Origin of the sequence: Paenibacillus sepulcri (genome assembly GCF_042647105.1) — a bacterium.
In the GTDB taxonomy this organism is placed as follows: domain Bacteria; phylum Bacillota; class Bacilli; order Paenibacillales; family Paenibacillaceae; genus Paenibacillus_Z; species Paenibacillus_Z sepulcri.
Genome location: NZ_JBHRUP010000001.1, coordinates 3,655,496 through 3,681,678, shown reverse-complemented (window position 1 = coordinate 3,681,678; position 26,183 = coordinate 3,655,496). Strand labels below are relative to the sequence as shown.

The following is a 26,183-nucleotide window of genomic DNA, read 5'->3' as shown; positions in this document are numbered from 1 at the left end:
TCGCATGCTTCGCAAACAAACGTCATACCGGGCCGCCCTGGCTGTCAGCATGACAATCCTGATCGCGTGGGGGACAGGCTGCGCCAAAGAGCATCTGGGGATGGATACCGCCAGTGCGCCGGGGCTGACCGTCCGGGCAGCCAATCTGCGGGTGGCGAATCATTCCACCTTCACGCATGTTCCTGTATACAGAGAAACCGGTGGGCTGGTCTGGATCCCCTTGAAGGAAAGCGCAGCGTCCATGAGTCTTGACGTGCATAAACTGGGCGGCCGTCTGGCGCTGGGGAATACGGATGCTGCCTATTGGCTGAAGGTGAATGACAAACAAGCTTTCTCCGGAGACAACATCATAACGCTGCCGCAGGCTCCCAAATTATTCAATGGCAAGCCGTATGTCACGACAGATGCGTTATCATCATTGCTGGAAACTCCGGTGAATTGGAATGAAAAGGGATCGCAGATCATCATCACACCCATTGACGACCGCACCCGAATTCCACTCAAGCAGGTTGCCCCGCGGCGGGAGCAGATCAAGAGCTTCTCCGTATCGGTCAATAAAAGCGATTTAATTGAATATGCCAAAAAATATATGGGCACGCCTTACGATTTTGGCTCCAGCAGCTACAGCGAAACCCATAAATTCGATTGCTCTTCCTTCGTCCAGTATGTATACGGCCATTTTGGCATTGATTTGCCAAGAACGGCAAAGGAGCAGTCGGAGATTGGGCAGACCGTGCCGGCCAGTCAGCTGCAGCAGGGGGATTTGATGTTCTTCTATACGCCCGGGCGGTTCGACACGAACCGTATCGTAGGACATGTGGGCATTTATATGGGCGGCAACCGGATTATCCAGAGCTATGGCGACCCTGGGGTGACGATATCGGAGTTCGATAATTCGTGGAAGGAACGTTTTTTATTTGCCAAACGTGTCAGCGGGTAGCGCGGCGAACGGGAAATGAAGTCAGTGTTGAAATGAGAAGAGGGCTTAAGAGTAATTGCCGGGCTTCTGATGTGGATTTGCTTACAAAAATGACGCCTCCATCTCCACCTGTACAGTGGTTATGGAGGCGTCTTTGCATGTTGTGGACGTTCTCGGCCGGCTGGCTTCTTATTGTTTGCGGACAGCCTTATTCATGGAAGGTCTGTCGGTGTTCTGATCTGGACGTAATCGAGCCGCAGGCTTTCCGGTTGACCGTACACGCGCAGAGAAAAAACGCCGTTCGGACGTTATTGTTACGCAATTTCATTCGGTTTGTTCACCAGTCCGTTGTATCTTGCGATCGCTTCCTGCCATTTATCGGCCTCGGCCGGCTCGTAAGATTGAAGCGGAAAGGATCGTTTGACCAGTTCCTTGCCTTCTTCAATGCTCCCGATTTCGCCGCCAGCCTGGAACTGAACGAGCAGATTGCCGATGGCGCTGGCTTCGACCGGACCTGCCCATACCGGGCGGCCGATGGCATTGGCAGTCAGCTGGCAAAGCAGCTCATTCTGAATGCCGCCGCCAACCATGTGCAGCCCGGAGAAATGCCTGCCGGTCAGCCGCTCGCATTGCTCCAGCACGATGTGATACCGCAAAGCAAGGCTCTCGAGAATACAGCGCGCCGTCTCGCCCTTGTCCCGGGGGACAGGCTGATCCGTTTCCTGACAGAAACGGTGGATTTCCAGCTCCATGTCCTTCGGATTCATGAAGCGAAGATCATCGGGATTGATCAGGCTGCGAAAAGCCTCGGCATTCCCGGCTTCCTTCGTCAGCTCCGCGAATGAGATATCCGAGCCTGTTTTGATCCATTTGCGCCTGCATTCCTGCAGAATCCACAGGCCCATAATGTTTTTGAGCAGCTGAAACGTATGGCCGACTCCGCCTTCGTTGGAAAATTCCAGCTCCCTGACCTCAGGCGTGAGCAGGGCGTCCGGAAGCTCCGTGCCAAGCAGGGACCACGTCCCGCAGATCAGATATGCAAATGACGCCGAATCGGACGGAACAGCCGCCGCGGCGGATTCCGTATCATGCGAGCCGACCGTAATCGCCCGCATGGATGGAACGCCAAGCTCCTCGCAGATCGCATCCGTCAAACGGCCAATCTCCGTACCCGGGTGAACAGGGTCCAGAAACAGGTCCGACGGGATGCCCAGACGCTCCATCAGCGGCGTATTCCACGCACGTTCAGCCGGCCGGAACAGCTGGGTTGTCGTGGCCATGGTGAACTCGCAGGCCTTCTGTCCGGTCAGAAAATAGTTCAGCAGATCCGGCGTCAGCAGCAGCGTCTCTGCATGCTCCAGAGCGACAGACCCTGCCTTCTTCATCGCGTACAGCTGGTAAATCGTATTGAAAGGCATCAGCTGCAGCCCGCTCTTGCGGAACAGCTTATCTTCCCCGATCAATCCGCATACTTCCTCAATCAGTCCGGTCGTGTGCGGATCGCGGTAATGGTATGGGTTGGCCAGCAGCTCTCCATTGCGGTCCAGCAGGCCAAAGTCCACACCCCATGTGTCGATTCCGAAGCTTGCCGGCTCAAAGCCCTGCTGGCGGGCTTTGAGTATGCCGGTTTTGAGCTCCTTCAGGAGCATTAAAATATCCCAGTGCAGATGGGGGCCAACCTCCACCGGTTCATTGACGAACCGGTGGATCTCCGTAATCCGCAGCTGCTGGAGGCCGTTCTCCCCGGTGACCAGCTCGCCGACAAGCGCTCTGCCGCTGCTCGCACCCAGATCAAAGGCCAACGCCGCAGGGGGCTTCTTCATACAAGGTCACCGCCTTCTTCAAGAGTAACTGACCGATTCATGCTTATTTCATCTGCTGAAGCAGCTTGATGCGGTAGTCCTCGCTCTCAAGCGAGGCAATTTCCTTGAATTCTTCATCCGTCAATACTTTCAGAGGACCGACGGCTCTTGCGCTCATGTAAATTTTGGCGCTTTCGTCGACGACCTGCGTCCGGTAGTAAGCCTCCCGCAGATTGCGTCCGGTTGTGACCAGTCCATGATTGCCGAGCAGAATGGAGCTGGCCTCGTTCACCTTATCGGCAACGGCAACAGCGAGCAGATCCGTTGTCGGCAGGACATAAGGAACATATGCGGTTTTGCCGACAAGCGCCGCCTGGTCGGGGAACATGATCGGCAGCTCGGTCTCCACCAGGGTGAAGGCGATGCAGGAAGAAGGATGTGTGTGCACAATAGCGCCGATGGCCGGATTCTTGCGGTAACAGAACAGATGCATCAGCACCTCGGAGGACGGACGAAGTCCATTGTCTGTAATCTCTCCTGTCGGAATATCAACCTCAACCCACTGCTCCGGCGTGATTTCCTCAATGGCGAAGCCGCTCGGGGACAAATACATCTTGTCCCCGGCGCGCGCGCTGATATTTCCGCCCGGTCCCACAACCAGTCCGTTCACAACCGTTTTCACGGCATATTTGCAAAGCTCATTGCGTGTTTCCATGTTTTGCATGTCGTAAATCCCCTATCCGTGCTTATTTATAAAGCGGTCCAAAAGTTGCACACGCTCTGAAATCGGCGCTTTCCACACTTTCGGTGCCGAACATGCCCCATGTACGAGGACGGAAAATCTGATCCCCCGATACATTGTGCATGCTGACCGGGATGCGCAGCATCGAAGCAAGCGTCAGCAGGTCGGCGCCGATGTGGCCGTACGAGATCGATCCATGGTTCGCTCCCCAATGATCCATTACGGAATAGACGCTGGTGAACGCGCCCTCGCCGGTCAGATTCGGCGCAAACCAGGTGGTCGGCCAGGTCGGGTCTGTACGGTCATCCAACGTTTTGTGAACATCTTCAGGCAGATCGACGGAATAGCCTTCCGCGATTTGCAGTACAGGTCCGAGGCCCTTGACCAGATTAAGCCGCGACATCGTCATCGGCATGCCGCCGCGCGTCAGGAAGTCGCTGGAATACCCGCCTCCGCGGAAATATTCAACCGACGCCGGCCGCCAGGATGTAGCGTCCAGACACTTCTGCGCTTCTTCTTCGCTGATTTCCCAGTGCGGCTTCATGACAGGCTGGCCGTCCCGCTGCTGCTCCCCGGTTCCATCAAGCGTAGCAGAACCTGAGTTGATCAGGTGAAGCAGACCGCCAGCGGCTTTGCCATCCAGAGCATGGCCGGTTACGCGTTTGACGGCGTCCGGACTCCAATAGGTGCGGACATCCGCAAAAATTTGCGCCGTATTGGTCAGCAGATAGCCAAACAGCATATTGACGCCGTTCAGGCTGTCGTTCTCCGTAGCGACCATAAATGGCGAGCGGATGCCGTTCCAGTCGAAGGAGCTGTTCAGGATCGCTTCCAGGAAGTCGCCGTTAGGGAAATGGTCGGTCCATTGACGCTGGCCCTGGAATCCGGAGACAAGGGCATTATGTCCATTGGCTTCCTCGCCAAAGCCAAGCTCTGCAAGCTTCGGATTGCCGATCATCAGGTCTCTTGCGATAATCGTCATTTTGACGACCGTTTCCCAGTCCTGATCCTTCTGCTCGCGCGAGGTGCGGATGGCCTCAGGGTTGTTGTCCGGGCCTTCAATACAGTTCTCTTTGGTCCAGGCAAGCGCTTTCGCAAATTCCTCTTTATCATAGATCTCTTCATTGATGCGGCGCACGAATTCCGTCATGTCAATATATTCGTTTCTCATGCCAAGGTATTCCTGGAAGAAACGGTCATCCACAATGGAGCCAGCGATGCCCATCGATACCGAGCCCATGGACAGATAGGATTTTCCGCGGATATTCGCGACGGTAAGTCCCGCTTTGGCAAAACGAATCAATTTTTCCTTCACGTCTTCCGGAATGACCGAATCGCCTTCGTCCTGAACGTCTTTCCCGTAAATGCCGAAAGCGGGGAGGCCCTTCTGCGCATGGGCGGACAATACAGCTGCCAGATAGACGGCTCCCGGACGTCCCGTTCCGTTGAAGCCCCATACCGCTTTGGGCAGCGAAGGGTCCGTATCCATCGTTTCGGTGCCATAACACCAGCATGGTGTAACGGTTATCGATAACCCTACACCGGCCTTTTTGAAATTATCCGCAGCTGCAGCCGCTTCTGCTACGCCACCGATGCAGGTATCGGCAATGACACATTCAACCGGCTCGCCGTTCGGATAACGGAGCTCGGACGAGAGCAGCTCTGCAACCGTTTTCGCTAAATTCATCGTTTGATCCTCAAGGGATTCGCGAACCCCTCTGCGTCTTCCGTCGATCGTCGGGCGAATGCCTATTTTAGGGAATCCATCTTTCCATCTGTGATCCAAAGTCATGATTAAACCATTCCTCTCCTGAATAAAATCGTTAAGGTTACCGATAACCTTAAATTAGCAACAAGCTTACTTGCTGTCAACCCTTTTCTTCGTTATGATAAAAATAGACAAACGTTAAGAAGGAGTAAAGAAGCTTGACGACCATATATGATATAGCCAGGAAAGCCAATGTCTCGGCCATGACCGTTTCCAAGGTCATTAACAATACGGGAAGCATCAGCCAGAAGACGAAAGCCCGGATCAAGCGGGTGATGGAAGAGCTCAATTATGTGCCGAATCAGATGGCGAGGGGTCTTGTGCTCCAGCAGACGCGGCAGCTGTTCCTGCTGATTACGGACATCAATAATCCGTTCTATACGACGCTGTCCAGAGGAGCGGAGGATGCCGCCAAGGAGAAGGGGTACCGCCTTTCTTTTGGAAACAGCGATGAGAATATTGAGAAAGAGGGCGAGTACCTGGAGATTATTCTTGGTAATCGGGTCGCCGGGGTCTTGTTCTCGCCTGCGGGGGACCAGTCTGCCTCTCATCTGGAGACGCTTCAGCGCCACAAGGTGCCCTTTGTCCTGCTGGACCGGGAAGTGCCGGGAATCGAGAGCGATGCGGTGATCGGGGACAGCCGGGAAGGGGCCAGGCGCATTGTTGAGCATTTTATCGAGAACGGGCACCGGCACATCGCGCTTATTAACGGCTCTCCCAGCATATCCAGCGCGCGCCTGCGGCATCAAGGCTACATCGAGGCTCATAAGCTGAATGATCTTCCCTTGCACGAAAACTATCATCTGGCCTTCGGCTACGGCTCCCGGACGGATCTGTCGGGGATAATGGATTGGCTCGACAGCTTGACTCCGCGTCCCACAGCCATTATGGCAGGCAATAACGTGCTTGCCGTCGAAGCGATCCGGGCGATTCAGGAAAGCGGCCTGCGGGTGCCGGAGGATATTTCAGTCGCCTGCTTCGACGATCTCGGGCCTTTCTGGCAGATCTCCCCGTTCCTGACTGTGGTTGCCCAGCAAGCCTATGAATTCGGGTATCTCGGGACCCAGCTGCTGATCGAGCGCATCGAGAAGAAGGAAGAGAACCGTCCTTTCCGCAGAATCAATCTGCCGGTCGAGCTGATTTCCAGGAAGTCCGTCGCGAAGCTGGATGCAAGTACTTAGAGAGGTTTTGCAGTTAGTATCCGGGCGGCTGTAATAACCAACGTTCATGAGGAGAATTCAAAGCTATAAAGGAGCAGCCCTAGGCAGCTCCTTCTCTATTTCATATATCGTTTCAACTGCTCATAAAAGTATTCTCGGGTACCGGCCAGGATAATTCTATGATCGCATCCAGCATTGCATTTTTAATGGTTAATCCATCAGTTTTCTGAAGTACCTGGCAGCTGGAGAAGATATCCGACAACTTGAATGCTGCAACTACAAAAAGAGACCGTCCCTTGACCATTTTTATGGCTTAAGGGACGGTCCTTTGTTCAAAATTTAGGAAAGGTTAAATTGAGCTACGCTTTCCAGGCCTGCGGGTGATCATCCGATACATAGTCAACGGCAGCCGCATTGGCGATGACCTGATCAGCATCCTTGCAGCCGGGAATAACCGTCGTCACCGCGGGATTTTCCAGGCACCAGGCCAGAGCCCAGGATGCCATATTCACATGGGCGGGAACCTCATTCTTGCGGATTTCCTCCACTTCGCGGAGCAGACGCTCGCGATTCTCGACATCATGCCGATTACGCACGTCATTGTCTGCAAACGAGGCCCCCGGCTTGTATTTGCCGCTCAGGTAGCCGCTTGCGAGCGGGACGCGGGCCAATACGCCGAGATCCTGCTGGATGCAGGAAGGGAATACTTCTTCCTCCGGCGCGCGGTCCAGACGGTTATAAACAACCTGAATGGCGCTTGATCCGACCCCGGTTGCCCGGGAGGTTTGATGAATGTTTTTATTGCTGCCTATAGAAATGCCAAGATGGCGGATTTTGCCTGCCTGCACCTGCTTGTCCAAGGTCGTCCAAAGCTCGTCGTTATCGAACTTGTCATCCGGTCCGGAATGGAATTGATACAGGTCGATATAGTCGGTTTGCAGCGACCGCAGCGACTCCTCCAGCTGTTTCAGCACATCGCCGACGGACCATTTGTCATCGCGGTCGAAATTTCGGTTGAAATGATGTCCGAATTTTGTCGCGACAATCCAGTCCTCCCGCCGGTGATCAGCCAAATATTGACCGATGAACCGCTCCGACGTATGGTCGCCGTAGCATTCAGCGGTATCGATCAGATTGATTCCGACCTCGCCTGCTTTGTCGAGAATGGAGTTAGCTTCATTCTGGTCATAGTTACGGCCCCATTCGCCTCCGAACTGCCATGTGCCCACGCCAACTACCGATACGCGCAAATCTGTCTTGCCCAGTCTTCTGTATTTCATCGTGTGCATCTCCTCCTGCATAATCATGAAAGAACGGCTCTGTAATCGAACAAAACATACAGCTGGACTGCCTACAGTTATTCTAGACTTTGGAAAGAGAATAGGCAAGACACTAAGCAGGTCACAATGTTTTACCCTATCTTCCGGGCCAGCGAAACCGCTGCACATGCTTCACCATCGTATCGTATACGATCGCCCACTGCCGCTCGTTCAACCGGCATACCGGCATGCCGCGGTCAACGCCGAGTCTCGCGGCCAGATGCTTCAGCTGCGGCGGCGTGAAGATGCCGGTCAGCGCATCGTAAATGGACCGCTCCGGATGCTTAAGCCCATATTCCGCAAGCGCCGCAAACCGGCCGCAATGCTGGTGGTGAAGACACGGCTCCGGTTTCCGCCGAATGCTGAAGATGACCGAGTCTACGCTTGGCGGCGGCGAGAAAAAACTTCTGGGCACGATCCCCACAAGCTCCATCTTATACCACATTCTCCAGGTCAGAACCCGCGGATGGCGGATCGTCTGCGCCGTTAATCCCTTGGCTGCCCCTTTATCCATAATAAGCACGGCTCTTTGCAGGGAGCTGCTCTGCGGATCAAGCAGCAGCTTCAATATGGGGGTCGTGAGAAAAAAGGGGATATTCGCCACAACCTGATAAGGCTCCCGCGGAAGCCGTATTTGCAGGAAGTCCTTCTCAATGACCGTTATATGAATGTGATTCTGTAATCTTCTGCGGAGGATCTGTGCAAGCCGGGGGTCATTCTCAACCGCCAGAATTCTGCGGGCTTGCTCCGCCAGCTGTATCGTGATGGCTCCGGCTCCGGCTCCGATATCCACCACTGTATCGCCGGCCCCTATCTTCGCCACTGCGATCATTTCCCCAATTACCCGTTTGTCCTGCAGAAAATGCTGCCCGTGAGCCTTGGGGACTGCCTTCTTCCGCAGTACTCCGGGATGTCTTTCGGTTCGTCTGCTCATTTGTCATCCTCCGTTACCGTATAAAATAAAAAACACAGGCTGACTGCTGCCTGTGTTCTCGGTAAACGAAAGGTCATATGACGGCAGAATAAGCGCAAGGCTATCAGCGCCTGGCCTGCCGTATTCTGGTCTTTTACGAGGAGAACGGATAAGATGATGCCGGGAAGAAGGCGGGTCATGCCAGCTTTCCGAGCCTTATAGAATTAACTATATTCCACTTCTTATAAATTTCCCTAAAATTCGAGTAAAGAGCTTGCTGCAGCCGCCAGAGGACGGCATCAGGGCAGCTTCTTCCCTCAGAAATACAGAGATTTATAAAAATGAAATTCATAAATCCGATAAGTTTATCGTTTCCGTGTCAATGCTCGTATCGTTAATAAGGCGCACTGTACCGCCTTATTAGGGCGTACAGGTTCCTTCCCTCTAATCGTACCGGGAAAGAAACATCAACCGCCGCCCATGGCGGCTGGACATGCTTCTTCCCCAGAACCTGAAAATAGGGCAGACCACTTTCGAGTCCTCTGCACACAGGCAGAGCCTTTGGCATATTCAATTAGCCGCGCAAGGTTCGAACTCGAAAGTATTGATCTACCACACGTAACCCTCCGTTCTTCTGGTTTCATTGATCAGGGTGCAGGCATGCCGATTCTTCCAAAGCGGCCTGCTATCGGGATAAGAAAGGACTGCCATATTTCTCAAAGTCCGCCGTTGTGCATTCCAGCTTAAGCCGCGTTCCCTCTTCCTCATAGCTCGTCGATTGAACCCAGGCATGCTCATTAAAGTAGGAAACGACCTGACCTTGATCGAAAGGGATCAGCACCTCGCATTGAATATAATCCGTCAGCACATGGCCGCGGATAAGCGCAATGAGCTCGTCAATCCCGCTTTTTTGTTTCACGGAGAGGTACACGGCATCCTTTTGATCGGGGTAGGGAGTGCCTCCAATAGTCAAATCGGTCTTGTTGTAGGCGTAAATAACAGGGATTTGATCGGCACCCAGTGCCTTCAATGTATCCTCTGTAACGGCAATCTGTTCGGGATAGGAAGGATTCGCATAATCCGCCACATGAATGAGCAGATCCGCTTCGGCCACTTCCTCCAGCGTAGAACGGAACGCTTTGACCAGGTGATGGGGAAGGCGGCTGACGAAGCCTACCGTATCGGTCAGCAGGAAAGCCCGGTGATCCGGCAGCTCGATGCGCCTTACGGACGTTTCCAGTGTAGCAAACAGCATATTCTGGGCGAGCACCAGTTTATCCGATTGCGGATTGTAGCGTTCCAGCAGGGCATTCATCAAGCTTGATTTGCCCGTATTGGTGTAACCGACCAGACAGACGACAGGAAGCTCGTTCTTCTGCCGCTTCTTGCGCTGCGTCTTGCGGCGGGCGACCAGCTTCGCAAGCTCCAGCTGCAGGGCGGTAATTCTGTCCTCAATGCTCCGGCGGTCCAGCTCCAGCTTGGTTTCACCGGAGCCTCTGTTTTTGAGTCCCGAGCCGCCGCCCTGCCTGCCCAGCGATTCCCGCATTCCGCTGAGGCGCGGAAGCATGTACTGCAGATGGGCGATTTCCACCTGAAGCTGGGCTTCCCGCGTTTTTGCGCGTTTCGCGAAAATATCCAGGATGAGCATGGTGCGGTCGAGTACTCTCCGCGACAGAGCCGCTTCCAGATTGCGAATCTGGGAGGGCGACAGCTCATCATTGCAGATGACGATGGCATTCTCATGCCCGGCAAGCAGAGCGGACAGCTCCTCCAGCTTGCCCTTTCCCATATAGTGGGAGGGGCTCGGGCGGGCGGCCTTCTGGCTCAGTTCCCCGACCACCTCAATCCCGCATGCGGCAGCGAGGCTGCCCAGTTCTTCCATAGCCGCTGCAAAATCCGGCTGGTTCTGCAAATGGATGCCGATTATGACGGCTTCTTGTTCGTATCGTTTCATTTTTCATCATCCTCCAAATTGAAAACAAAATAAAAACACAGGCATAAAGCTGCCTGTGTTTTCAGTAACTGGAAGAGAACTCCGGTAAGCCCGCAGGGAGACGAAGCTCCCCGCCTGATGGATTACTGGTCTTCGGGTAGGGTGAGAGGGGGACCTCTCATCGTGGAAACAAAAAATGTCTTATATCCACGAATGGCAGTCACGCCGCCAACCATTACCTATGAAGTTTTTCCAAGGTTGCGCAAGGAAAGGGGTTCCGGCCGCCGATAAGACGGCTTCAGCCGGCCTTTGCTTCTCCGATGTTCAAAAAAAGCCAACGCTCGCAAGCAGCCTTTTCTGAATGTATCGGGCAAAGGGCTGCCATCATCCCAGCGTATGGTATAACGCTGTATGACGGCGGCCAGCCGTATGCCGCAGCAGGCGGCACGGGGCAGATCCTTCCTTGTGCCGTATATAGGGGTTACCTTGAAAAAAGACAGACCTATCCGGAGTTCTCTGCACACAGGCAGAGCCTTTGGCACTATTCAATTCCAGCTGCGCCTAAAGACCAAATCCGGATAAAATCTATCACACGTAACCCTCCGTTCCATTTTAAGTAAGTTGATTCTAACATAAGAATGCAGTATTGACAAATGGTGGACCAGCCCGAAATACGGGTATTAATGATTTGTGGAGGCGGATAGGGCTATAATGTAGGGAGTCATATTGGCATAAGTAGTATTCAAAGGAGGCGTATCAGGATGGATCTAGGATTAAACGGCAAAGTCGCTCTCGTCGCGGCATCCAGCAAAGGGCTGGGAAAAGCTTGTGCGGTGGAGCTTGCGCGTGAAGGGGCGCATGTCATGATCACCGGGCGCAAGGAGGCAGAGTTGCAGAAGGCCAAGCAGGAAATGGCGGGACTCGCAGGAGAGGTGGAGTATCTCGTATGCGATATTACCAAAAGCGAGGATATTACCCGTACCGTTGAAGCTGCCGTTCAAAGATTCGGCAGGATCGATATCCTGATTAACAATGCAGGAGGGCCGCCTCCGGGCAGTGTGGAGTCGCTGACCGATGAGCAGTGGTACAACTCGTTTGAATTGAATTTGCTCAGCTACATCCGTTTTATCCGTGAGGTTCTCCCTTATATGAAGGAACAGAAAAGCGGCAGAATCATCAATCTGGCCTCATCCTCGGTCAAACAGCCGATCCCGGGACTGCTATTATCCAATACATTCAGAACAGGCATTGTCGGACTCGCCAAAACCTTGTCTCTGGAGCTTGCTCCCTACAATATTCTGGTCAACACCGTGTCGCCCGGCAGGATCGCAACCGATCGGATCAAAGAGCTGGATGAAGACAAGGCGAAGAAGACGGGGAAGACGGTCGATCAGGTTGCGGAGGAAGCGCATAAAGGCATCCCTCTGGGAAGGGATGGCCAGGTGGAGGAGTTCGGCCGGACGGTCGCTTTTCTTGCTTCCGCCGCTTCCTCGTATACGACGGGTGTTTCCCTGTTGATTGATGGCGGTTCGGTCAAGGGCATTTAAGGCTTATTGAGCCGACTCCAAATAAACAGAAGAAAAGCACATTTCGTGCCACTATTCATGCGTGGAGACGAAGGTGCTTTTTCATAATGCAATGATGCGTATAATGAGGGGCTGAAATTCCCGGGATGATGCCTGGAATTCAGTACTTTGTTGTTTTAGAGCGTGAACACTTCTTATAGATAGGGTCTGGAAAACCCGGCTTCACCCAACGCCGGCTATACGCCGCTTCTCTCGGCGGATATTTGAGCCGCCGCTTCGGGCTTGACGGCTGATACGGGCGAATACGAAGGACGCTTGAAGGGCTTTTGCGACAGATAAAACAGTACGCCGGTGAACAGCACGCCGCCCGCAAGATTGCCGACCAGCACCGGGATCTGGTTCCATAGCCACCAATCCGCCATGCTTACATGGGCGCCCAGCATCATCCCTGCGGGGATGACGAACATATTGACCACCGCATGCTCAAAGCCCTGCGCGAAGAAGGTCAATACAGGCAGCCACATGGCCGCGATTTTGCCGATGGTGGACTTGGAGGTCATGGCCATCACTACGCCGAGCGTCACCATCCAGTTGCAGAGGACCGCCTTTACCGCCACCAGAATCATGCCTTGAGCACCCATGCTTTTATAGCCGAGCGTCTTGGCTTCACTCGTTTTAATGAGCAGCTGGACAAGTGGATTGTCCATATCCGTCCCCATCCTGGTGGCCGACATGCCATACAAAGCGGCATACACGGCGCACCCGATCAGATGGCCGGCGATGACCCAGCCGTAGTTGGCCAGCATACGGGGGAAGGTTGTCCTGCGCTCGATAACGGATAGCGGAATGAGCGCGAAGCTGCCTGTCACAAGCTCCAGTCCAAGCAGCACAATAATCACGAAACCAACCGGGAAGACCAGAGCGCCCACAAGGCCCAGTGACGTTTGAGTTGTAGCTGTATAAGCCAATGTCGTGGCAAATGCCAGTATGGCGCCTCCGAGAAAGCCGCGGATGAGCATTTGCATCACAGTCAAATTTGCTTTGGCTGTACCGGAATCGATCATCGCCTCGAGAACTTCAGCGGGTTTAATGTAAGCCATTCCTGTTGTCCTCCTAAACCGTGATATAAACGGCTCCGCTCGCTTGATCGATTTCAGTCGGGTACGTGGTGACGCAGCCATCATCGGGCTCGCTCACCAACCCGCTGTTCAGATCGATTTTCCAATCATGGAGGGGACAATGAACGACCGCACCGCAGACCATTCCCTCCGACAGCAGTCCGCCCTTGTGCGGGCAGCGGTTCTCTACAGCCAGCACGCTGCCGTCCGTCAGCCTGAATACAGCAATTTCCGTATCCTCCACCTTGATCGTGCGCGAGCCTCTCTCATCAATATCCGATACCTGGCCAATCAGCACCTTAGTCATGGATGAACCTCCCCTAATGTTTATGTGATTGATGTCAAACGGGCAGTGGCCGTACAGAGAGAGCGTCAGCGGCAGCAAGCCTCTGACGCTCTCAGCTTGCATAAGGGACCGGGCCTTTATTGCACCGGCTGTACACTGGAAATCGGCTCGAAATTTTTACGCAGATGATCGTTTTCCACAATTTCCTTCCAGGGATCGGTTGTCAGGCTGAGCGTCTTCTCGATGCGAGCAACAAGCGCAAGCCGGTCTTCTTTGTTCTCCAGCGCTTTCTTGATGGACGCCAAGCCGACACGCTCCAGCCAGGCAGCCGTCCGCTCGTTCCACTGGGCATTCTCGCGGTAATACTGCAGGTAAGCGCCGGTCCATTCCATGACCTCGTCTTCGGTCTTCACGGTGCCCAGCAGATCGCAGGCCCTTACCTTCACGCCGCCGTTGCCGCCGACATACAGCTCCCAGCCGCCGTCGATCGCCACAACCCCTAGATCCTTGATCGTCGCTTCGGCGCAGTTGCGGGGGCAGCCGGATACGGCGAGCTTCACCTTGGCCGGCGTATTCAAACGCTCAAAAGCCTTCTCCAGGCGGATGCCCATGCCGATGGCGTCCTGCGTGCCGAAGCGGCAGAAGGTCGAGCCGACGCAGGTTTTGACCGTCCGCAGCGTCTTGCCGTAGGCATGGCCGGATGCCATGTCCAGCTCCTCCCAGATCTTCGGGAGATCTTCCTTCTTCACGCCCAGCAGATCCAGGCGCTGACCGCCAGTGAACTTCACCATAGGCACGTCATATTTCTCGGCAACGGTGGCGATTTTTTTCAGGTCCGCCGGAGAAGTAACGCCTCCATAGATACGGGGGACAACGGAATACGTGCCGTCCTTCTGAATGTTGGCGTGGTAACGCTCATTGGTAAAGCGGGATTCCTTCTCATCCACATATTCCTCAGGCCAGAGCATGCCCAGGTAATAGTTCAGCGACGGCCGGCACTTGGAGCAGCCGTCCTTGTTATCCCAATCCAGCACATGCATCACTTCCTTGACGCTCATGAGCCGCATCGTTTTGATTCCCTCAACGATCTCATCGCGGCTCAGCGTGGTGCAGCCGCAGATGCCTTCCTTGACAGGCTCGCTGATAGCGTCGCCTGCGTAAAGATGCAGCAGTCCTTCGACCTCCGGCTTGCAGCCTCCGCAGGAAGCGGAAGCTTTGGTGCAGGCTTTGATTTGGCCCACGGTGCTGCAGCCCTTCGTTTGAATCGCCGCGGCGATGGTTCCCTTGGATACACCATTGCAGCCGCAGACGATTTCGTCGTCGGCCATGTCCGCAAGCCTGCTTCCGCCGCCAGACGACTGCCCCAGCATATCCGAAGAAATACCGAGCAGCAGCTCCTTCTCCCGGCCTGCAACAGACTCGCCCTTCTTAATGGAAGCGAATAATGAAGCGCCGTCCGCAATGTCGCCGAATAATACCGCGCCAACGAGCTTGCCATCCTCAATGACAATCTTCTTGTAGGTGCCGGCCAAATCATCCTGTATCCGCAGCGCCCTCGTTCCCGGCGTCTCCGCAAAACGGCCTGCCGAGAATACGTCGACACCGGAAACCTTCAGCTTGGTGGATGTGACCGAGCCTGCATATCCCGAGGTTTCTACTCCCGCCAGGTGCTTGGCAAGCACGGCTCCCTGCTCATACAGAGGCGCAACAAGACCATAGGCAATGCCTCTATGCTCCGCGCATTCCCCGAGAGCATAGACATCGGGGATATTGGTCCGCATGTAATCATCCACGACAATGCCGCGGTTGATCTCGATGCCTGAGGCTTTGGCCAGGGCAATGTTGGGCCGGATGCCAACCGCCATGACAACCAGATCGGCGTCGACGCTGCTGCCGTCCGTGAACTGCAGCTCCTTCACCCGGCGTCTGCCTGTAATGGATGCCGAATGCTTGTGCAGCAGAAACTTCATTCCCTGCGCTTCCAGCTCGCGCTGCAGCATTCTCGAGGCCGGCTCATCCAGCTGCCGCTCCATCAGGTATTTGTGAATATGGATAACCGATACATCCATTCCCAGATGCAGCAGGCCTCTGGCGGCTTCCAGTCCCAGCAGGCCTCCGCCGATGACGGCGGCTTTCCTATACTTCCTGGAAGCATCAAGCATCATTTCACAGTCGCGGATATCCCGGAACGCGATCACGCCTTCTTTGTCCGCTCCGGGAATCGGCAGCATGAAGGGATTTGAGCCGGTGGCGACCACAACGGCGTCATAATCCGTCTCCAAGCCCTTATCCGTTATTATTTTTTTGCGCTGCGTGTCGATCCTCGTTACTTTATGGCCGGTATGCAGCTGAATATGATTGTCCTTGTACCAGTCCCAGTCGTTGATAATGATTTCCTTCATATCCGCGCCGCCTGCCAGTACGGAGGACAGCATAATCCTGTTATAATTAGGATGGGGTTCTGCACCGAAAATCGTTATTTCATAGGCTTCCGGAGCAAGCTTCAGCAGATGCTCGATAGCGCGGACTCCCGCCATTCCGTTTCCGATAAGCACTAATTTTTTTGGAGTGGTCATCTGTGCCGCTCTCCTCTCAGTCTTGGTCTAAGGGTTAAAAAAATCAGAAAAAGCCTGCTCCGCTCCAAAGGACATACGTACGCTCCTTTGAAAAACGAAGACAGGCTTCATTGCCGCTTCAACCGAACACATCGTTGTATCCGGGAATAATTTTAGGTTGTCGATAATCTAAATATACAACGGTCTTGATCTCCATGTCAATATACCTGACATAAAATATTGGCACATATTCATTATCGACATTTCCGTCGAGGTTATGTTATAAATATTCACAATAACCTTGAAGAAGCTGATAATCGTCAAGTGTCGCATAGAAAGGAGCATTCATGCATGCGTTCTTTGCTGCTGATTAATAACCAGGCGATGCCGGTTGTGCCGGATCAATTGGATACGGCCATCGGCGAGCCTCTTCCCGATAGGGTGTTGGAAGCGAACGGCTATTATATTCTGCATGCGCGCATTGAAGAACAAGCCATGCGGCAGATGGGGAATGCCGATGCCATTGTTCTGCATATCCCTCTGGGAGATATCAAAGCATGTTTCCCAAAGCTGTCCGCTTCCAGGAAATTGCCAATATTCTGGTGGTGCGGCGCTTCTACCTCTTTTTTGTCCGCGGCATTCTGCGAGGACGATGTGCCGGTTGACGGCATTCTGACTCCCTCCATGAGCGAGCGCGAGCTGCACTGGGCGCTGCATTTCGGCTCCAAGCAGTGCATCGAGCGGCAGCAGTGGCAAAGCGAACGCAAGCAGCTGGAGGCCAGGCTTGAGGAACGCAAATGGATCGACATGGCGAAGGGAATCCTGTGCGACATCAAAAAAGTATCCGAGGCGGAAGCCTATGAACTGCTGCGCAAACAGGCCATGAATGAACGCAAACGATTGGTCGACGTTGCGACATCGATCGTCAAGGTCTATCAACTTTTGCAGGAGCAAAAATAAGGGGGCTTTACTTATGATCACAAAATTGCTGAAGGAAGTCGGACGGGGAAAACGTGGAGCCCGCGATTTAACCTATGATGAGGCTTATCAGGCAGCGGAGTGGATTATGAACCGTGAGGCTACTCCTGCGCAGATTGGCGCATTTTTCATGGCGGAGCGCATCAAGATGGAGAGCGTGGAGGAAATGGAAGCCTTCGTGGCCGTATGCCGCAATCATGCTTACCGCTCGCCGGTCCAGCAGGGAATTGATTGTGCCGGTCCCTATGATGGACGGAAGAAGACCTTCTTCGCCACCTTTCCTGCCGCTTTCGTTCTTGCTGCGGCCGGTCTGCCGGTCACACTGCACGGCACGGCTTCTCTCCCTCCCAAATGGGGCGCAACCCTTCAGGATCTTCTCCTCGAAGCGGGGATTGATGCCGCGGGGTTGTCGCGTGAGCATATTACGCAGGCAGCCTCTCTTACCGGGATCTTGTTCGTACCGGCTGAACAGTGGTGCCCGCCGCTCAAGGCGCTGCGTCCGCTGCGCGAAGAACTTGGCATGCGCACGGTGCTCAATACGGCCGAGAAGCTTGTTGATTACGCCTGCTCCCCCTTTTTGGTCTATGGAGTTTACCACAATACGGTCTTCGAGCGGATGTCGAAGCTGCTGCTTCATCTCGACTACAGCAAAGCCCTCATTGTACAGGGCTGCGAGGGCTCCGAGGATCTCTTTATCGAGCGGCCTACCCGCACTTACCTCGTCGAAAACGGGGAAGCTCACCTTCATGTCATCGATCCCGAAACCTATGGTCTTGATACCCCTGTTCCGGATGTGGAATGGACGGCTGCCGGGCAGCTCCAGGCCGCTGAAGCGGTCCTCCAGGGCGGCGCTCATCTCGCCTTTTTCAATCAAGTCTTGCTCAATTCCGCCGTCAGACTTCAGCTTGCAGGCCGCTGCGAATCGGTAGAAGAAGGGTTGTATATATGCAAATCCATATTGGATAATGGGGCGGCATGGGATCTGTACAAATCGTGGAAAAACGCGATGAAATCCAATAAAAATAGCGAGTCTGCTGAGGCTGTAACTTTCAAGTGAATGTCCAATAAATTAGTTGTGAATATGCAAATGTTTTAATTGTATCGGATTATATGCCGACTATTATTTTTATCTGGAATCACATAAGGCGACAAAAAAGAATTTTATCCAATTATGGGTATAATATCGAGGCTGGAAGGGGAAATTGATTGAAACGCCGAATAAGCTTTAAGGAAAGCTCAAGGAGGTGACAATTTTGGGAGAGAAAATGACGCACCGTATTATTGTCCATTTTAACGGCGGAGACAAAGTTGTGATCGGAACGAATGATGTGGATGACACGCTCGCTCAAATCCAGAAGCAAACCAGCGGCTGGCTGGAGCTGGATGGCAAAATCATTTATTTGAATAATGTGACCTATGTTGAAACGGATGAGCAGCGCGACCGCTCTGTATTGGGTTTTACTTAAATGAAACGTTAGACCAGGATTCGGATTGATCGGCATGAATATACGAAACCATAATGGGCACCCTGCGGGTGTCTTTTTAAATTTAAGAAAGTATAAATGTGGTCGGTGCGTCATTTTCAAAAAATATCGTTTGACCCTGACATTAATGGCAGGGTTTATAATAATGCCAGCAGGTTATACAGGAGGTGTTTCCTTGAAGATAGGCGAGCTGTCGAAAGAGACCGGGGCGAGTATAAGGTCCATCCGGTATTATGAGCAGCAGGGTCTGATGGCGCCGGCGAGACTGCAGAACGGGTACCGGGAATACAGCCGCTTGGCTGTCGAACAAGTGCAAACGATTCAGTTATACCTGTCGCTTGGTATAAGTACGGAGCAGGTTGCGGGCTTTCTGCATTGTGTGATGAAGAATAAAGAAGAATTTTGCAGGGAAGTGCTGCCTGTCTATAAGGGGAAGCTCGCAGAAATTGATGAGCAGATCAAGCAGCTCACAGCAATCCGCTCAAATCTGGCGGAGAGGATTGCGTCCATTCACAAAGAAAATAACGGAGGTGTCGATCGATCATGAGTAGTCTGCAGACGATCAATAAAGTGGAATATGAGGAAATGATGGCGAAGAAAGGGGTAGTGGCCATCGAATTTGGAACGGCGTGGTGCCCTCCGTGCAAAACCTTGCTGCCCATATTGGATCAGCTGGCGGCCGGTTACGGGTCATCCGCTTCGATTGTGAAGGTCGATTGCGAGGAATCCCCGGAGCTTGCTGCTTCCTTCGGCATCATGGGCATGCCGACAGTCATTGTCTTCCGCGACGGAGAACCTGTTGACAAGCTGGTGGGGCTGCGTCCGGGAGAAGCCTACAAAAGCATCATTGACCGTCTGCTGCAGGATCAGGCGGTATAAAAATGTAATGCGCCCCGTTATGTTTCCTGTTATTCTATAAGCAAATGCATAAGATGAGGCGGATGAATCACAATGAATACCCAGGAAGTAATCAGTGCCGTTCTGGTAGGTCTTGTTGCGCTTATTCACATCTATATCCTGTATCTGGAGATGTTCTTATGGAATACGCCCAAGGGACTCAAGACCTTCGGGATGACCCAGCAGGTTGCGGATCATACGAAGCAGCTTGCGACCAATCAAGGCTTGTACAACGGCTTTTTGGCGGCAGGCTTGATATGGGGCTTATGCTATCCGGATGAAGCGGCGGGACGGCATATTCAAATGTTCTTCCTGATTTGCGTGCTTGCAGCAGGATTATTCGGGGGCATTACGGTGAAGCGCTCCATACTCGTTTTCCAGGCGCTGCCTGCATTGGTGGCGCTGATTGTTCTTATTGCCGTGGCGTAAAACCACTCTTTGCGGAGCTGCGTGCCGTTTGCTCCATGGAAATCGCAGCCTTCGACCGCAATGGATCCCGGGGGCGAGCTCCTCCTTGTTCATGAAATTAAGGACCGTCGGGGAGACGTTTCGCCAGGAAGCGTGCCTGTCCCGGTGTCAGAAGCCCATCCGGCTGCTATTGCTGGCCGGGCTTCTTTTTATTCCTTTGTATGCATGAGGGCATCCTGCGGGATGTCTCTTTTTGTTTGCGGAGGTATAATAGCCTATATAGAAAATGGATGATGTAGACCGGAAGGAGCCATGACATGTCCATCGGGGAATTGCGGGAGGATGAGCTGCTGCAGCGCCTGAGCGGGAATAGCGGCTATGAAGCGGTGCTGTTTCATACGGTGTTTTGCGGAACCTGCAAGCTTGCGGAACGGATGCTGGAAATCGTCCAGGCGGTCGGGACAACCGTCCCTGTTCATAAGGTCAATATTAATTATGCGCCCGGCCTGCGCGACAGCTGGAAAATATCAAGCGTCCCATGTCTGGTTCTGCTGCGCGGGGGCGAGCCGGTCCGTTTTGAATATACGATGAGGTCCGTTGATCATCTGTATGCTCTGCTGAAAGAGCTCGAAAGCAGCGCCGCGGAAAAAGAATAGGTTATCCAGACCGGAACCGGGCCAAGGTCGACGAGAAAACCATAGCCAAGGCCCTGTACGGTTAGAATGAGGAAGTGTTAACGGCTGCCTTGGGTAAAGTAGTATCCTTTGCGGTAATAATACGCATGAACCTGGAAGGATTCAAATAGGACGGAGGCGATTGCAAGTGAGGGAAACAGTGATGGAAGGCAATAGTTTTGTCGTGAGGGATGATGGCGCATCCGTAGCGGAAATCACGTTCGTGCCAAGCGGAGATACGTATATTATCGATCATACTTATGTATCCGAAGCTCTGCGCGGTCAGAAAATTGCGGAGGATCTGGTCAAACGGGTCGTGGAGCATGCCCGGGAAAATCATAAAATGATTGTTCCCGCCTGCTCTTATGCACTGGCCCAGTTCAAGCGGCGTAAGGAATATCAGGATATCTGGAAGCGGTAGCGATAACCTGGATAAACAGGGAAACTTTGATTGACATGAGCACCTCTTCTGCGGGTGCTTTTTGCGTGGACGATGATTTCAAGGAAAAACAAGGGTTTCCGCCTGCAGGGTGGAAATTATTATATCGTAGGGAGAGGGTATCAGGCATGGAAGGTTCAGCACAGGAAGCGGCGCAGTGGATGATCGAGGAAATTAAATTCAAAGGCAGTCTCCGGCAGGAGGATGCGATAACCCATGTCCGGACCCATTTTGGCGAGGAGCATGTTTTTGTGAATGAGCAGGGCAACACCTCGCTCTCCAAGGATGTGAAGAAAGCCTTCCGCAAGCTGCACGGCGGCAAGGTGGCGTGGGATAGGGACGGTTTTTTCTGGGCGTGGACTTAAAAAGGTCATGACGCTAGCGAGCCTGTCCGAAGATAAGGGTTGCGCGAAGCAGTTCGTCCGAAAAAATTGTGGTAAAATAATGATTCTGCTGTAACCCGATAAAAACGTCTCCCGCCAAGGAGACATAAGGAGTACATAGATGGCAAAACAAAAATTTTACGTCGTCTGGGTTGGAAGAAAACCGGGCGTGTATACAAGCTGGACAGATTGTCAGAATCAGATCAATCAGTTTGAGGATGCAAAATACAAATCCTTCGAGACGAAGGCTTCAGCCGAGGAGGCCTTCAAAGCCGGCTGGAAGAAGCATTGGGGCCAAGGAAAGTCGGCGGGAAGCGGCAAGGGCTCATCTGCCCCGCGTACGGCGTATGCCGTAGGGGAGATTGACTATAACAGCATCTCGGTAGATGTCGGTACAAGCGGCAATCCCGGCCCGGTGGAGTATAAAGGGGTGGACACGCAGACAGGCGAGGTTATTTTCTCCTACGGCCCAATCAAGCGGGGAACGAACAACCTTGGCGAGTTTCTGGCTATTGTCCATGGCCTGGCTTATCTGCAGAAGCTTGGCAGCAGCAAGGTCGTGTACAGCGACTCGGTGAACGCGATCAAATGGGTGAAGCAGAAGGAAGTGTCTTCCACACTTGTGAGAGATGAGTCCACAGCGGAAATATGGACGTTGGTGGACCGGGCGGTCAGCTGGCTCAAAACCAATAAATACGACAATAAAGTGCTCAAATGGCAGACGAAGGAGTGGGGCGAGATTAAAGCGGATTATGGCAGGAAGTAGAGGCATTTGATAATCGACAGGAATTGGGGGATGCGTGATGTCGAAGGCTAACGGGGATGACCGGGATTTGTCGAAAAAATTCGATGCCGGGGATGGCGTGCGGCTGAAGGACGGGACCGTGCTTCCGAAGCTCGGTCAGGGAACCTGGCATATGGGGGATCAGCCGTCCCGGAGGAAAGAGGAGATCCGCAGCTTAAGGCTGGGCGTGGAGCTTGGAATGAAAATGATCGATACGGCTGAAATGTACGGGGACGGACGCTCCGAATCCTTGATCGGTGAAGCGATTCAAGGAATCCGGGAGCAGGTATTTCTGGTATCCAAAGTGTATCCGCATCATGCCGGTCTGAAGCATATCGCCAGAAGCTGCGACAACAGCCTCAAGAGGCTCGGAACCGATTCATTGGATTTCTATCTCCTTCACTGGAGGGGAAATGTTCCGCTTGGCGAGACGATTGAGGGGATGGAGCGGTTAAAGGAAGCCGGGAAAATCCGCCGATGGGGCGTTTCCAATCTCGACACCCGCGATATGAAGGAGCTGCTGTCACTGGAGAACGGTACCGAATGCGCCGTGAATCAGGTGCTCTACCATCTGGGGTCGCGGGGGATCGAGTTTGATCTGCTGCCGCATGCGCAGAATAACGGAATACCGGTTATGGCCTATTGCCCTCTGGCTCAAGCAGGCACCCTGAGGGATGGCTTGCTCCGCAGCGAGGCGGTTCGGGACATCGCGGACCACCATGGCATCAAGCCCTTTCAGCTGCTGCTTGCGTGGTGCATCCGGCATGCTCGCGTAATCGCCATTCCCAAAGCCTCAACCGAGGATCATGTACGGGAGAATGCGGCTGCGGCACTGGTAAAGCTCACGGATGCGGATCTGGCAAGGCTGGACCGTGCGTTCCCGCCGCCTTCCCGCAAAATGCCTCTCGATATTGTGTAGCGGCTAGCATAGATGAGCTTTTCCTCATATACGGCATCGATTTGTGGTATAATGAGAATAACTATGCAAATTGATCATGAATGTAGAGAGGTTGCCGGCACATGAATGGATTTGAAGATCATAATATGAAAGTGAAGCGGACATTCAATGCAACAAGCAATGAAGTCGTGCTCACGCTTACGGAAGCTGGAAATACGTTAGGTCTTTCCAAGGACCAAATGAAGGTGTATGTCGACAAAAATAAGCTGACCAAGGTTCCGATCATGCGAAGCGTTCATAGGTATCTTCTGCTGAAAAGTGAAATAGATGAAATTATTGGCAATGGTTAGTTTCTGCATGCGGATTATGTAGCGGCGTGTAGAATAAGATAGGAATGAAAGGCACCTCTTTCCGAGGCGCCTTTTTTTTTGAACTTATGGCATTATAAGGTTTCAAGGAGAAGCTGACTTAGCCGCCTGAGGACGGGGAAGTTAGTTTTTTCTTATTTGCAGCAGCCATGCTGCTTTCGAAGCGGGCGAAGAAGATACAGCTAGTTCCTGACGGCCGCGATCAGGAGGAAGATAGGGCGGCGGGTCTCATCCTGCATGGCAGGGTTATGGGCCAGCATTTCTTGAGTCGGTTGCGGCTCGGACAGTCTCATAATGCTGAAGCCTGCGTCGATCAGCGCATTGATATGAGTGGCGACGGTCCGATGGTATTTGACGACATCGTTGTCCAGAAATCTGGCCTGCCGCAGTCCCTCATTCTGATAGTGGTCGACAGGCCAATGCATTCTCTCGCCCTGGGGGCCGTAGTGCCAGTCTTGCGCCGCAAGCGCAGTGAAGACCGGATGTTCGACTGAAAGGATGAAAGCTCCTCCCGGCACAAGGCAGTGATGAATCCTCCGGCAGACGTTGTCGAAACGCTCGACGTAATGGAGTGCTAGCGAGCTGATCACGACATCGAATTCCTCCGCGGCAAAATCGATGTCTTCAATCGCGAGGCGGCGATACTCGATCCCCGGATCGCTGGTGCTGGCTCTTGCCTTCGCCAGCATATTCTCCGAAAGATCTACACCCACTACCGAGCGGGCATGCTGCTCGCGCGCATATCTGCTGTGCCAGCCAAACCCGCAGCCCAGATCGAGCACTCTCTTGTCCTGAAGCTCGGGCAGCATGGCACGAAAAGCCGGCCATTCCCCTGCGGCCTCCAGTCCGCCAATGGAACGGGACATTTGACTGTATTTTGCATAGAATGATGAATCATCGTATTTGTTCTGCTTCATGATAGCTGATGCCTCCTCCGGCCTTTCCCCCAGTGTAACACTTCATTTTTCAGTCAAACAATAGTTTTCACTGAGAAGATATATTATGTCGGACGGAGATGAAGGAGCTGTAGTTGACAATCATTATCAACAATTCTATAATAAATATTATACTAATTATAAATTAATAATTATTATTATTTAATTCATGCTCCTCATACTAATGGAGGTGTAAGACTCATGACCAACAACAAATTGAATTCAGCGCTCAAGAAGCTCGAACAGCAAAACATTCATTTGTCTCCGCAGCGTCTCGCCGTTCTGGAATATTTATACTCCGCCGAAGACTATCCCGGAGTGGAGGATATTTCAAGATCACTTGCTGGCAAATATCGCAATTTGAATGCTTCAACGGTATATAATCATCTTCGGGTATTCAACAGGCTGGGGCTCGTCAAGGAAGTGACGATGGGAGATTCTTCGCGTCGTTACAGTACAGCCAGCTAATATGACTATAAGGAGAAACGAACTACGCCGCCCATTGGCGGCGTAGTTCGTTTCTTCCTTAAAAATATCAGAAAAGGTGAGACCAAGTGTTACCTTCTCTGATATTTAAAAAAAGGCGTCTATCCGCAACTTGCGGATAGACGCCTTTTTCAATTAAACGCTGCTCAATCGAAATCCTTGTGATGCCATTCATCATCGGGGATATTCAGATCTTCGCCGGAGAAACGCTGCTCCGCAAAGGGCTCCGCCTTATTGTGAAAGCCAAGCCGCTCCCAGTAGCCATGGCGGTCTTCGGTTATATATTCAATGCCGCGGATCCATTTGGCGCTTTTCCAGAAATAGAGAGAAGGGATAACAAGCCGCAGCGGCCAGCCGTGCTTGGGCGTAAGCGGTGCCCCTTGAAAGCTGTAGGCCAGCAGGGCGTTATCGGCCATTAGGGTTTGGGCAGGAAGATTGGTTTCATAGTCATGGTCGGCGTGTATCATGGCAAATTCCGCCTGGGGCTTCACGTCAAGCGTCTTTAATAAGTCGCGGACAGAGATGCCCTCCCATTCCGTATCAAATTTCGACCAGCGTGTGACGCAATGAATATCTGCCTTGATCTGCGTTTTGGGGAGCTTCATCAGCTCGGCGTACGATATTTCCTTAACCTCATTCACTTCTCCGAAGATGCGCAGCGTCCAGGTGTCCATGTCATAGCTTGGAACATCCCCTTCATGCAAAATGGGAAACCGGTCGGTCAGCACCTGACCTGGCGGCAGACGGTGGGCAAGCTCGGGCGGGACAGGCGGAAGCTGCATTTTCTTGATGCGATTTACTTTGTCGTGCATGTTGATCCTCCTTGGGGCAGGGTGCTGCAATCAGCTTACAGTAAGCCCTCCCTTGATAGTACAATAACCTGCTGTGAATGGGAAGAGGCCCGTCCAGTGAGAGCAGGCAGCAGGAAACAGCACAAGAACAGCCATCCTTTCGGATTGGAAAGGATGGCTGTTCCGCTTGTTATATGTGTCCGTGCACGCTGTTTGCGATGATTTCCGGAAGCTCCTGCTTCTGTGCGTGATAGGCTGCAGGCGTGAGACTTCCGCGCTCCAGGCGGGCATCCAATTGCTCCGTCAGCTCGGCGATTTGCAGATCGATGATGCGCTGAACATCTGCATCGTGGGCTGCTGCTATGTCGGCCAGTGAATTTCCATTGTATAAGGCTTCGTAGATTTCCTCATCGGAGGTCGCTCCTAGAAGCTTGCGAAAGTGATCGTCTGCTGCTGACGCCTGCTTGGGCGCAGCCAGCGGGGGGTACTTCATTTTGGTGCCGATCGCTCCGAGGGGGTCTGCACTGCTGGTATCGCTGCTCCAGAGGCTGCTTCCAACGGAGATGGCGAATGCCATGGTGCCCACTAAGATAAAACGTTTCGGACTCATTTGATTA

At 53.0% G+C, this 26,183-nt stretch carries 28 protein-coding genes; 16 read left to right on the top strand and 12 right to left on the bottom strand.

Features of this window, described 5'->3' with window-relative positions; genetic code table 11:
* Window positions 1–4: 4 nt before the first annotated feature.
* On the top strand, window positions 5–940 hold the full coding sequence (locus ACFOLF_RS16250) for a C40 family peptidase (RefSeq protein ID WP_210045020.1): 936 nt from the start codon (window positions 5–7) through the stop codon (window positions 938–940).
* A gap of 293 nt (window positions 941–1,233) precedes the next feature.
* Here the strand turns inward: ACFOLF_RS16250 and ACFOLF_RS16245 are convergent, their stop codons facing one another.
* The 3 genes from ACFOLF_RS16245 to ACFOLF_RS16235 are packed head-to-tail and all read right to left on the bottom strand — an operon-like array spanning window position 1,234 to window position 5,255.
* Window positions 1,234–2,742, bottom strand: coding sequence for a rhamnulokinase (locus ACFOLF_RS16245; protein ID WP_210045019.1), 1,509 nt, complete (start codon window positions 2,740–2,742; stop codon window positions 1,234–1,236).
* Between the two features lie 43 nt (window positions 2,743–2,785).
* The gene (locus ACFOLF_RS16240) at window positions 2,786–3,445 is read right to left on the bottom strand and encodes a class II aldolase/adducin family protein (protein ID WP_210045018.1); all 660 of its coding nucleotides are present in this window, start codon (window positions 3,443–3,445) and stop codon (window positions 2,786–2,788) included.
* A gap of 22 nt (window positions 3,446–3,467) precedes the next feature.
* Window positions 3,468–5,255, bottom strand: a complete 1,788-nt coding sequence (locus tag ACFOLF_RS16235) for an L-fucose isomerase (protein WP_379113769.1) — start codon at window positions 5,253–5,255, stop codon at window positions 3,468–3,470.
* A gap of 134 nt (window positions 5,256–5,389) precedes the next feature.
* On the opposite strand from ACFOLF_RS16235, the gene ACFOLF_RS16230 reads away from it, so the two are divergent.
* Complete coding sequence (locus ACFOLF_RS16230) at window positions 5,390–6,412, top strand: LacI family DNA-binding transcriptional regulator (protein ID WP_210045017.1); 1,023 nt, start codon at window positions 5,390–5,392, stop codon at window positions 6,410–6,412.
* Between the two features lie 338 nt (window positions 6,413–6,750).
* On the opposite strand, the gene ACFOLF_RS16225 is transcribed toward ACFOLF_RS16230, so the two are convergent.
* From ACFOLF_RS16225 to hflX, 3 genes are all read right to left on the bottom strand, one after another.
* The gene (locus tag ACFOLF_RS16225) at window positions 6,751–7,671 is read right to left on the bottom strand and encodes an aldo/keto reductase (protein ID WP_210045016.1); all 921 of its coding nucleotides are present in this window, start codon (window positions 7,669–7,671) and stop codon (window positions 6,751–6,753) included.
* A gap of 136 nt (window positions 7,672–7,807) precedes the next feature.
* Window positions 7,808–8,644 (bottom strand): 23S ribosomal RNA methyltransferase Erm, encoded by an 837-nt coding sequence (gene erm, locus ACFOLF_RS16220; RefSeq protein WP_210045015.1) that lies wholly within the window; start codon window positions 8,642–8,644, stop codon window positions 7,808–7,810.
* Window positions 8,645–9,308: 664 nt separating this feature from the next.
* Entirely contained in the window at window positions 9,309–10,577 is a 1,269-nt protein-coding gene (gene hflX, locus ACFOLF_RS16215; protein ID WP_210045014.1) for a GTPase HflX, read from the bottom strand.
* A 740-nt stretch (window positions 10,578–11,317) separates the two neighbouring features.
* Between hflX and ACFOLF_RS16210 the strand changes: the two genes are divergently transcribed.
* Window positions 11,318–12,103, top strand: a complete 786-nt coding sequence (locus tag ACFOLF_RS16210) for an SDR family oxidoreductase (RefSeq protein WP_210045013.1) — start codon at window positions 11,318–11,320, stop codon at window positions 12,101–12,103.
* Window positions 12,104–12,318: 215 nt separating this feature from the next.
* On the opposite strand, the gene ACFOLF_RS16205 is transcribed toward ACFOLF_RS16210, so the two are convergent.
* The 3 genes from ACFOLF_RS16205 to nirB form a co-directional block, all read right to left on the bottom strand.
* Complete coding sequence (locus ACFOLF_RS16205) at window positions 12,319–13,182, bottom strand: formate/nitrite transporter family protein (RefSeq protein WP_210045012.1); 864 nt, start codon at window positions 13,180–13,182, stop codon at window positions 12,319–12,321.
* Window positions 13,183–13,195: 13 nt separating this feature from the next.
* Window positions 13,196–13,507, bottom strand: a complete 312-nt coding sequence (nirD, locus tag ACFOLF_RS16200; protein WP_210045011.1) for a nitrite reductase small subunit NirD — start codon at window positions 13,505–13,507, stop codon at window positions 13,196–13,198.
* A 116-nt stretch (window positions 13,508–13,623) separates the two neighbouring features.
* Complete coding sequence (gene nirB / locus ACFOLF_RS16195) at window positions 13,624–16,062, bottom strand: nitrite reductase large subunit NirB (RefSeq protein ID WP_210045010.1); 2,439 nt, start codon at window positions 16,060–16,062, stop codon at window positions 13,624–13,626.
* A 330-nt stretch (window positions 16,063–16,392) separates the two neighbouring features.
* On the opposite strand from nirB, the gene ACFOLF_RS16190 reads away from it, so the two are divergent.
* From ACFOLF_RS16190 to ACFOLF_RS16135, 12 genes are all read left to right on the top strand, one after another.
* The gene (locus ACFOLF_RS16190) at window positions 16,393–17,001 is read left to right on the top strand and encodes an ANTAR domain-containing response regulator (protein WP_210045009.1); all 609 of its coding nucleotides are present in this window, start codon (window positions 16,393–16,395) and stop codon (window positions 16,999–17,001) included.
* Window positions 17,002–17,014: 13 nt separating this feature from the next.
* Window positions 17,015–18,076, top strand: coding sequence for an anthranilate phosphoribosyltransferase (locus tag ACFOLF_RS16185; RefSeq protein WP_210045008.1), 1,062 nt, complete (start codon window positions 17,015–17,017; stop codon window positions 18,074–18,076).
* Window positions 18,077–18,272: 196 nt separating this feature from the next.
* Window positions 18,273–18,485, top strand: coding sequence for a hypothetical protein (locus ACFOLF_RS16180; RefSeq protein ID WP_210045007.1), 213 nt, complete (start codon window positions 18,273–18,275; stop codon window positions 18,483–18,485).
* Between the two features lie 193 nt (window positions 18,486–18,678).
* Window positions 18,679–19,050: a MerR family transcriptional regulator gene (locus ACFOLF_RS16175; RefSeq protein WP_210045006.1), complete on the top strand. Its 372-nt coding sequence runs from the start codon at window positions 18,679–18,681 to the stop codon at window positions 19,048–19,050.
* On the top strand, window positions 19,047–19,382 hold the full coding sequence (locus ACFOLF_RS16170) for a thioredoxin family protein (protein ID WP_210045005.1): 336 nt from the start codon (window positions 19,047–19,049) through the stop codon (window positions 19,380–19,382). The genes ACFOLF_RS16175 and ACFOLF_RS16170 overlap by 4 nt, the downstream gene beginning before the upstream one ends.
* Window positions 19,383–19,454: 72 nt before the next feature.
* Window positions 19,455–19,829 carry a DUF1304 domain-containing protein gene (locus ACFOLF_RS16165; RefSeq protein WP_210045004.1) on the top strand — a complete coding sequence of 125 codons (375 nt, stop codon included), beginning with the start codon at window positions 19,455–19,457 and terminating at the stop codon, window positions 19,827–19,829.
* A 296-nt stretch (window positions 19,830–20,125) separates the two neighbouring features.
* Complete coding sequence (locus ACFOLF_RS16160; RefSeq protein WP_210045003.1) at window positions 20,126–20,464, top strand: thioredoxin family protein; 339 nt, start codon at window positions 20,126–20,128, stop codon at window positions 20,462–20,464.
* A 166-nt stretch (window positions 20,465–20,630) separates the two neighbouring features.
* Window positions 20,631–20,903, top strand: a complete 273-nt coding sequence (locus ACFOLF_RS16155; RefSeq protein ID WP_210045002.1) for a GNAT family N-acetyltransferase — start codon at window positions 20,631–20,633, stop codon at window positions 20,901–20,903.
* Window positions 20,904–21,049: 146 nt separating this feature from the next.
* Window positions 21,050–21,286, top strand: coding sequence for a DUF6953 family protein (locus tag ACFOLF_RS16150; RefSeq protein ID WP_210045001.1), 237 nt, complete (start codon window positions 21,050–21,052; stop codon window positions 21,284–21,286).
* A 139-nt stretch (window positions 21,287–21,425) separates the two neighbouring features.
* Window positions 21,426–22,070 (top strand): ribonuclease H, encoded by a 645-nt coding sequence (rnhA, locus tag ACFOLF_RS16145; RefSeq protein ID WP_210045000.1) that lies wholly within the window; start codon window positions 21,426–21,428, stop codon window positions 22,068–22,070.
* A gap of 37 nt (window positions 22,071–22,107) precedes the next feature.
* Window positions 22,108–23,007: an aldo/keto reductase gene (locus tag ACFOLF_RS16140; RefSeq protein ID WP_210044999.1), complete on the top strand. Its 900-nt coding sequence runs from the start codon at window positions 22,108–22,110 to the stop codon at window positions 23,005–23,007.
* Window positions 23,008–23,108: 101 nt separating this feature from the next.
* Entirely contained in the window at window positions 23,109–23,336 is a 228-nt protein-coding gene (locus ACFOLF_RS16135) for a DNA-binding protein (RefSeq protein ID WP_210044998.1), read from the top strand.
* 200 nt (window positions 23,337–23,536) lie between these two features.
* Here ACFOLF_RS16135 and ACFOLF_RS16130 read toward each other — a convergent pair whose 3' ends face one another.
* A complete protein-coding gene (locus ACFOLF_RS16130) occupies window positions 23,537–24,271 on the bottom strand; it encodes a class I SAM-dependent methyltransferase (protein WP_210044997.1) in 735 nt (244 codons plus the stop codon).
* A 219-nt stretch (window positions 24,272–24,490) separates the two neighbouring features.
* Between ACFOLF_RS16130 and ACFOLF_RS16125 the strand changes: the two genes are divergently transcribed.
* Window positions 24,491–24,757 carry a Fur family transcriptional regulator gene (locus ACFOLF_RS16125; protein WP_210044996.1) on the top strand — a complete coding sequence of 89 codons (267 nt, stop codon included), beginning with the start codon at window positions 24,491–24,493 and terminating at the stop codon, window positions 24,755–24,757.
* Between the two features lie 164 nt (window positions 24,758–24,921).
* Here the strand turns inward: ACFOLF_RS16125 and ACFOLF_RS16120 are convergent, their stop codons facing one another.
* Window positions 24,922–25,587 carry a sulfite oxidase-like oxidoreductase gene (locus ACFOLF_RS16120; protein WP_210044995.1) on the bottom strand — a complete coding sequence of 222 codons (666 nt, stop codon included), beginning with the start codon at window positions 25,585–25,587 and terminating at the stop codon, window positions 24,922–24,924.
* A gap of 169 nt (window positions 25,588–25,756) precedes the next feature.
* Window positions 25,757–26,176, bottom strand: coding sequence for a hypothetical protein (locus ACFOLF_RS16115; RefSeq protein WP_210044994.1), 420 nt, complete (start codon window positions 26,174–26,176; stop codon window positions 25,757–25,759).
* Between the last annotated feature and the right edge of the window lie 7 nt (window positions 26,177–26,183).